Annotated in this window: 5 protein-coding genes; 4 read left to right on the forward strand and 1 reads right to left on the reverse strand. The window is 37.0% G+C overall.

Translation table 11 applies throughout. The annotated features are described in order from the left end of the window. Nucleotides 1-15: 15 nt before the first annotated feature. A complete protein-coding gene (gene pyrF, locus ACFINI_RS06555; RefSeq protein ID WP_375646941.1) occupies nt 16-861 on the reverse strand; it encodes an orotidine-5'-phosphate decarboxylase in 846 nt (281 codons plus the stop codon). A gap of 480 nt (nt 862-1,341) precedes the next feature. Between pyrF and ACFINI_RS06560 the strand changes: the two genes are divergently transcribed. The 4 genes from ACFINI_RS06560 (at nt 1,342) to ACFINI_RS06575 (ending at nt 7,962) form a co-directional block, all read left to right on the forward strand. Next, entirely contained in the window at nt 1,342-2,430 is a 1,089-nt protein-coding gene (locus ACFINI_RS06560) for a DUF3792 domain-containing protein (protein ID WP_375646945.1), read from the forward strand. A 969-nt stretch (nt 2,431-3,399) separates the two neighbouring features. Beyond that, the gene (locus ACFINI_RS06565; protein WP_375613885.1) at nt 3,400-3,690 is read left to right on the forward strand and encodes a hypothetical protein; all 291 of its coding nucleotides are present in this window, start codon (nt 3,400-3,402) and stop codon (nt 3,688-3,690) included. Nucleotides 3,691-4,275: 585 nt separating this feature from the next. After that, on the forward strand, nt 4,276-5,640 hold the full coding sequence (locus tag ACFINI_RS06570; RefSeq protein ID WP_375646949.1) for an MFS transporter: 1,365 nt from the start codon (nt 4,276-4,278) through the stop codon (nt 5,638-5,640). 1,389 nt (nt 5,641-7,029) lie between these two features. Further along, on the forward strand, nt 7,030-7,962 hold the full coding sequence (locus ACFINI_RS06575; RefSeq protein ID WP_375646953.1) for an abortive infection family protein: 933 nt from the start codon (nt 7,030-7,032) through the stop codon (nt 7,960-7,962). The last annotated feature ends 711 nt before the right edge of the window (nt 7,963-8,673 follow it).

The following is an 8,673-nucleotide window of genomic DNA, read 5'->3' on the forward strand; positions in this document are numbered from 1 at the left end:
CAGATGCAAAAATCCTCAAGACATCAGTGTGCTTTGCGCTTGTTCTGCAAAATAATTGATAACATTTTTTAAATCAACAATATTTCGTCCAGCATCTGTAATAGAGCGTGATACAGAGGGAATAACATTCTGCCAAAGTCTTTGTGGAAATTGATTTGCTAGTTGTGTCATTGTTCCACCTTGAGCGCCAATACCCGGAACGAGAAACAGACTATTTTTTAACTGCTCGATTGTGTCTTTTGATTCAGATCCTAATGTCGCTCCTATAACCGCACCTATGGGGCCAATATTATGATGAATAACCGAAGAATGACTATTATAATCACAAATACACTGTGCAAGATGAAGAGAGAGTGTCTGGTCACCAATAAGCGCATTTCGTATTTGTTTCCCCTCTGGATTAGAAGACTGAACAACCACAAAAACCCCTGCTCCTGTTTCTTCTGCAACCTTTATCAGAGGAATAAGAGCATCAAAACCCAAAAAAGGATTAACTGTCATGGCATCCACCTTGAACGCACTGCTTGAACCAAGCCAAGCCTTACCATAGGCTTCAGCAGTAGAGCCAATATCCCCCCTTTTTGCATCCGCCAGAACCAATATGCCTTGTTCGTGTGCATTTTCAATCAGTTCTTTGAGAGCTTGAAGACCTTCCACACCATATAATTCAAAAAATGCGACTTGCGGCTTTATAATCCCTACTTTACCAACAACTGCTGTTAAGAGAATATCACAAAAATCTTTTAGACCTTTATAATCAAAGCTTAGTTTCCACGATTGCAAAACTTTATGGCTCGGATCAAAGCCAATACAAAGAGGTCCATAGATTTCACGATTTTTAAAAAAAGTTGAACGAAACATTTTATATCCTAACAAGGTCTCTCTTTAAACTTTTTGATACAATCAAAAAGAAAAGCATTTGTCAAAAGAATACAATAGCTAAAACACAAAGAAAGAGCTCTCTATACAAAATGTGCTTTTATTTATGAAACATAAATATATTCCCATTCGTAACGCTTATCATATGTTTATCGACCAAGACGTTGTCATGAGATAAAAATTCAAATTTATGAAAGAATATAAACAAAACAGCATCTATATTATAATGACCTCATAAAGCCCTATAGGCATGCCTTGTCGTTTTCACCCCCCTTTTTTATGATCAACAAAAACTCTCTATGAACGCGCTTTAAACAAAAGTTTCAAAAGAAAATGTCCCACCATGATGATCTCGATCTTAACTTTAGATCTTTCCTATTCCTTTTGGCGCATATCTATTCCCTTTTGGAACATAATTAGCCAAAAGGCATTGTATCTCCAGCATATTCAAGGAGATAAAACATGGAAACTCGCATTCCTGAAGACACACCATTTGAGACGAATTTTCTAGGAGAAACATCTCTAGAAGAAAAATATTCACTCTTTCACACACCCATTTCATGGTCCGCAATCTTTGCGGGACTGGTGACAGCTCTTGCCACCTCAATCTGCCTCTCTTTTCTGGTCGCAGCTTTAGGCTTAAGCCAAATGGATTTCACCTCTTCAACCCCATTTGAAGGCTCTTTCCTCTCCTTTGGCGTGGGTTCTGTTATCGTTACACTAATTAGCCTAGCCTTAGGAGGCTTTGTCGCTGGACGTTTTGCTGAAACCTCAGGAACGCTTCATGGCTTTCTCACTTGGGCTCTCATAACATTGCTGATGACCCTCCAAGCCATCCACGTGGTTTCTAGTACAGCAAAGATAGGAGCTAAAACGGCTCTAGAAAACAGCTCCATAGTCCAACAAACCGTGGACAGCCTCAAAAACAATATTTCCCCCATACTTGCAAACTTAAACAGCGAAAGTCTTGAACAGTTTTTTGCAAAAAATAGTGACAATGATATCAATTTTGACCAACTTAGGAGTGAATTGCGCACCCTTCTCAATAAAAGCGACATTCCTGCTCTCAACCCTGATCGCTTAAAACAAACCTATCAAGCTGCACTCAATGATATTGGTTCTGCGATAACAGCTTTCAAAAATGATCCTTCTTACTATCGCACCACTTTAAAAAATCTTGGTGAGCGCCTGTCCGATCGTGTAGAAGATCTCACGACAAAATTTGATCGAAGTGATATCATCAAGGCCCTTGTGACCGATGGCATGTCCCGTTCGGATGCACAAACAGCAGCCAACCATGCTGTTCAACTCTATCAAAGCGCAGAGGAAAAAACCGAAAAAGCCATCAAAGCCCTTGAAGAACGGGCAGAAACACTCTCAGACAATCTTGAGGATACGATCAAGGGAGCAAAAAACACTGCAACTAAAGCCACAAAAACAGCCTCCAATATGGGGTGGTGGGGCTTTTTAGGAAGTCTGGTAGGCGCCATTATTTCCAGTGTTTTTGGCTATTATGGTTATAGAAGCCGTAAGGACACTTTCATGCTTTAAAACGTCTACCTGTCTTCCTTTAAAGCAAATACATAAAAAGCTGCACGCATAGTGCAGCTTTTTTGCAAAATTTTCTTGATTTTTCATGCTTTTCAACACAACAAGAATTTTCGAAATCCACGTGAAGCTTTTATAAGCGTGAGAAACAAGCTTCAAAATAAAAGATTTTTTTCAATAATTCTATTTTTTTATGTTTTTCCTTTAAAAAACTTCTTAAATGAAGTGTTGACTCCATCGATTATATATATGCCATTACAGCATAACAAATATGCGACTCTTGCTCTATTTTTTCCATTTAAGCCAAACGAATTTCGCAGAAAATATTCCCCTACGATCAACAACTTTTCTCAATGTGGAAAACATATCAATCTTACATCTCATGTAAGAGGGAGCATTATGCGGTTAACATTTCATCCACACACAATATGAGAGAATAAGTTGAATTCTCTGATACAAAGGGAATACCAACCTACCCAATGATCTATTCTCAACAAAGCAACACTCTCACCACTTCAATACCAGTATTTTAGTTTGAGTATACGAACACAATTTACATTCTAGATTAAATGTATCAAATAAATAATGAACATAAAATCTATGAATAAACAATGGTTTAACTGTACATGCTTCAAACAAAGAACAAAATTCTATAATCATGCGTTATTAATTCTTTTGTAAATATTTTATACAGATATCAAAAATCGTACCATTGCTTTCAATACAAGAAACCGACATAAAAAGTTTCATATTGAATGACCAAAATAGTCTTTTACAAATTGCGATATTAGAGCAAAAACTTCATTGGCTAATTATACGAAAAAATAAAATAGAAAATGCATTTTAATAAATATAAAAGCAAATTGTTTTATAAAAGAATATGACAAAAACTGATAAATCAACTTATGATCATGTATTTATGATTCAGATATTGAGTTCAATTTTGCACAATCATTTGAAAAAAACGATAAGATTAAAGTTTATGCGAAACTGCCTAAATGGTTTAAAATTGATACATCTCTTGGATCATATACTCCCGATTGGACTGTATTATTCGAGCAAAATGGGCAAGAAAAACTGTATTTTGTTGTGGAAAGCAAAAGAAGTATTTTCGAAGACATGTTGCGCGTTCTGGAAAAAGCAAAAATCCATTGCGGTCATGAACATTTCAAAGCTTTGGGAGAAAATACCCAATATATTGTTTCTGATAATTATAAAACTTTTATCGATCAAGCAATTCAAAAAGATACCACAACAACTTGAAAAAATGTTTGGGTTATGGAAACAACCCTCCCCTGTTTTTTATAAAATGCACCTTTTTCCTACTCTATAATTTACAAGCTCTTCCTTATAACCAATTTTAATTTTTATTAAACAATCAAGAAATTATCGAACATTTTTCAGAAAGAGCTGCACATTTAAGAAAAGAAAATTATAAACTATTGAGAATACATTTGATACCCAAACAATCATTTAAGCATAAAAAATGATATATAAACAAACATTGGATTTTTAAGTCAATAATTTGATTTATAAAGATTTTCACATTTTCCATGTTAAATAATAAATGCAAATGGAGCAGGCGTGCACGTTTGTGTAGGTTCTGCTTTTGCTCTCATGTAGATTGAGTTGACAGCAAATAGACTCCTCGATAAACTCATTAAGATCAACTTAACTGATGGCTTCATTTTGGAGGAAGAAGGGTTGTACACAAGGGGACCATCAGCACTTCCAATCACATTTATCCCAATATCAAAACCACAGCCATCACAAACACATGTTAATTTTTAAAAGTCTGGGAATGGGGCGGGGACAATATTTTAAAGAATATCAACAGGGGGCATAATAATGCAAAAGAGAGATTCCTATACAAAAACAGAAAGGTATGTCATATATACCGTCATTATTTCCAGCATACTTCCTCTGCTGGACGGAAGCATTGTTAATATCATCCTTCCTAACCTTGCGCATTATTTTTCAGTCGGAGAAAATAATATACAATGGGTTGTAACATCCTATTTTCTCGCCACCGTTCCAGGGCTGCTAATGGCCGCTTTTGTGCAAGGAAGAATAGGTATCAAAAGCACTTGGCTTCTTGCAAGCTTCATTTTTATGCTTGGATCACTGGGGGTAGGATTAAGCTATAATTTTCCAACTATTATATCTGCCCGTATCGTTCAAGGTTTCGGGACAGGTCTTTTGCTACCCCTTAGCCAAACCATCATTGCCTTACAATTTGGACAGACACGAGTGCGCCAAGCCATGGGCACCATAGCCGTACCAACAGTTTTCGCTCCTGCCTTTGGTCCGCTGGTAGGCGCCTCGCTTGCTCAGTATGTGTCTTGGCGTTTGTTATTTTTTATCAATATTCCGCTTATTTTATTGGCACTCACCCTTGGAGCTAAACATTTAAAGAGCAACGAAACAACAAAAACAAAATTTAACTTATTTGCATTTTTAGCGTTTTCCATCTCCCTTCTTTCGTTTTTTTATCTCACAGAAGCCAGAAATATCAATAACCACAACACCCTCTTTATCCTAGCGCTTATAGCCGTGATATCTCTCATATTATTCATTGTTTCTAATCAGAAAGCAAAAAACAAATTAATCGTCTTTAGCGGATTTCAAAATGCGCGCTATACATTGCTCATGATCATGGGGCTCGTTGCTTCATTTCTTTTTTATAGCTTCCTCGTTTATTTCCCACTAGCCGTTGCCATGGAACAAGCCCATGAAAATAGCCTTCTCATCATCGGTGCCCTCCTTGCTCTGCAAGGAGTGGGTGCGTGGATTGGCAGGAAATTTATTTACCAAAAATGGAAAGAAAAATCTCCCTTTTTCATGATAGGAATTGGTTTAGTGATATCAAGCTTTGGGTTATTATGCTTCGGCTATAATATAAGCATGGATGGACTTGGATTCTTGCTAAGAGGCATAGGACTTGGCATCGCCACCATTGTCTGCCTTTCCGCCCCCATCCAATATGTCAACAGTTTATACGTCAAAGATACAGCCGTTATCACACGCATATTACAGCAAATAGGTGGTGCCTTAGGGGGTATATTCGCTGGCTTTTTGATCCATTCGCTGACAGAAGAATCCCTGTCCTTAAACCAAACATATATCGTATTCTTCATATTCTCTATCGCTACATTTTTACTGTTTTGCCTAGCCCTCCTCTTATCGCGTAAAGAGAAGAATTCCGATTTATGATATACTTTATTTGAACTCCCTAGCCATAACATTGGCAATAGCTTATAAAATCATACAGCATTTACCACTTTTCGAGAAACCAACACACTGAGACCTTGAACACAACCTTCATCATTTTTATGAAAGAACACTAAATCGATAAGCTCCTTAAGCTCTAAAATTGATCACCTCCAGTAACGTACGGTGTTTGTAATTTTATGATACCTCTGTGCTTTTAGATCCCTCTAAAAACCTCTTGAAATATGGGATTTTCTGATCAGACCTTTGCAAAGATCCACGAAATTAAGCACGCGTTTCAATGCGGAATAGTTCCATAAATGCGCTAACAGACGCCCTACAGAACCAGCATAGAATATAGAACCCACAATGCCCCCAAATGCTGACCATCTTCTGCCACGCATCGCGATGCAAAAAATCGCACTGTATTGCAAACTTGATAATGTTATTCCCCCCTTTTCAAAGTCATTGAATCACTATGCTTTCATAATCACAATAGGTTCAAATGAAACTGAAGCGACAAAAACAGCTGGTAAAGCAGCATCTTCTCTCCATTTCATTGTTAACTGTCATAACAAATCTCCCCCGCTTTAATAAAAAAGCCCTCTCTCATTGAGAAAGAAATTTTAAAAACATTGAAAATCATGAAGCACGATGACAGACAGCAAACCATCTCTAAAAAGACTGTTTCTTGATTTTCACAGCGTACTCTTAGATTTCTCTAACATTTTCCTGCCTTTAAATTTTCCTTATAAGTTTTACGGACAAAAGAAGCTTTTCAGAACTCTTTTACACATAACTTCATTGCTTCAAGCTCCCTTACAGACACGATAAACGTTTATATTTCCATCTACCAAGTATGCGAGCTTCACAGCGGATATCACGAAAACAGTCTTTTTATAGAAAACAGTAAGCTTTAACGGAATAAACGAGATTTTAAACTAGCCTCCCGCATTACTCATTACTCGATACCGGTTATGCAAATAAAGAGCGCCATCTACTTTTTCTGACAAGCAAAGAACACACACAACATTTAGTAACATGCCATTATTGAAATTCTTGTCACAAAACCTTCCGTTCAGGGATTATGCGCATTGCCTACTTCCTTCTCTCCAATAAACAATCTGCCAATAAAGAATGCTATTGCAGTTACGATAATACAAAATTATACTTCTGTTCTCATTCTATATTTTTCGAATTATCACACATTATTCCCCCCTTCACTGTTATAACAATGAAAGGAGAAAAATAAAACACAATATGGCATTTATCTTTCACAAATCTTATATAAGCCACAAAATTGTTGCGCGACTTTCTAAGCAAGGTCAGGCAATAAAATCATACTCTAAAAACCACTCAACATACCACTTTTTGATATTATAAAGCCATAAAATGCAATTATCATCTCCGCAAAAAATATCTCAGAAAAACAAAATCCCTTCTGCAATCATTGGACTACTCCCTCCAATGTTTGCGCACCATTATACGCATAACGAGTTAGATGACTTGTTTATTGCATCATTTGCTCCTCCTGAAATTCCAGAAGGTACAAAAATCCAAAAAGTTAAAGCGTGGCTACGTGCAATCAATGTAGAATGCAATAAACCGCTTGAAGTCCTTGGTAACTTGCTTGGGGATTTTTTAGAAAAAGAATATTATGACCCAGACCCAAGCAGATTAAATCCATCATTATATGAAAAAGTTTTACAGTTACAAAAAGATCAACGTAAAGTTTTAGAAACGTTAAAGAAAGATGGATTAGAATATCAGCGTGGAGGGCATCTTATCAAGAAGGAGTTGACCTCCACACAAGAATTGCAAAAAGCTGGTCTCCTCTCTACAGAAGAGCTACAAAAACGTATTACAGAGAAAGGCCTTTCAGCAGTAGAAATCGAAGTAAAAAGAGCATTAGAAAATATAGAAAAAGATCCAAGGGAGGCGGTTCTATTTGCAGCAAATCTGTTGGAAGCCTCTTGCAAAGCTTATCTCGACCACCATTCTATCCCATATGCAGAAAACGCCCGTAATAATCTGCCCGCTTTATGGGAAGAAGTCGTTAAGAAAGCTAAGATCCATCCCGAAGATATGAAGCAAGAAAACTTAAAAAATCAAGATCTAGATGAAAATGACTTAAAAATGATCGCATCCGGTCTGTATCAAATTGTGCGCGGTACTATAAAGTTAAGAAACAAGAAAGGTGCAGCGCATGGCCGCTCAGAAAAGGATTTTGAACTAATCAATCTCAAGCCTCGCCATGCGCGTTTAACTTTTAATGCCGCCCATTCTCTCTCAATTTATATCTTAGAGCTCATGGATCAGCCATAATAAAAACCATACACGACTACCAGCATTTTCTCGTGCCATTTTAATGCCTAAAAAGCATTAAAGGGGGGTGGCCGCTGCTTCTACCCTACAAAACCAAATATTTCTATAGCATGACAGAATGAGTAATCACACCACCCTATAGTTCTCCTTTTCCCCGCGTTTCTAGGCTCCACTTCTAAAGTCAGTGGCAATTTCTGTAAATGCAAAAGCCGCCCTTAAGGATGGCGAATGAGGATGGTGCAAAAGTATTGCCTTGATTATTTTTTTAAGAACAAACTAGCTGGTGTACTATTTTTGGAAAGCTCTCGTGCAGAAATATTATGATGGAGAAGCTAGTCATTATGATAAAAACACAAGTCTTAACTCCGTAAAGAGAGAAAATCTGAGCTTAGATTTAATTCCTACAAAGCCTTTATGCGCGTAAATTACGTACCTATACGTTCTTCCCCTACCCTACTTAATTTTATAATAAGACAGCTCCGTATAAAAAACAGCACTATTCTTACATACCATAGCCATTTTCTCTTTACAGGCTTTCTGCTATCAACATAACACTTTTTGCAAAAGGTTTGCATCATCACAATGATCATAGGCATAGGCTCGCTACCCAAAAAGCTTTCTAGGTAAAAATCCGCCTTAGTATTTAGTGGTATAGATAGTTTGGAGTTCAAGGAATTGTTTGCAGTTTTTTGTTACAAAAAGTTAGCAGAT

Source organism: Bartonella sp. AA56HLJMS (genome assembly GCF_042197145.1).
GTDB lineage: Bacteria > Pseudomonadota > Alphaproteobacteria > Rhizobiales > Rhizobiaceae > Bartonella.

Excerpts from the sequence above, each read along its gene's own strand:
- pyrF (WP_375646941.1), bottom strand. The coding sequence starts at position 861 with ATGTTTCGTTCAACTTTTTTTAAAAATCGTGAAATCTATGGACCTCTT.
- ACFINI_RS06560 (WP_375646945.1), top strand. The coding sequence starts at position 1,342 with ATGGAAACTCGCATTCCTGAAGACACACCATTTGAGACGAATTTTCTA.
- ACFINI_RS06570 (WP_375646949.1), top strand. The coding sequence starts at position 4,276 with ATGCAAAAGAGAGATTCCTATACAAAAACAGAAAGGTATGTCATATAT.
- ACFINI_RS06575 (WP_375646953.1), top strand. The coding sequence starts at position 7,030 with ATGCAATTATCATCTCCGCAAAAAATATCTCAGAAAAACAAAATCCCT.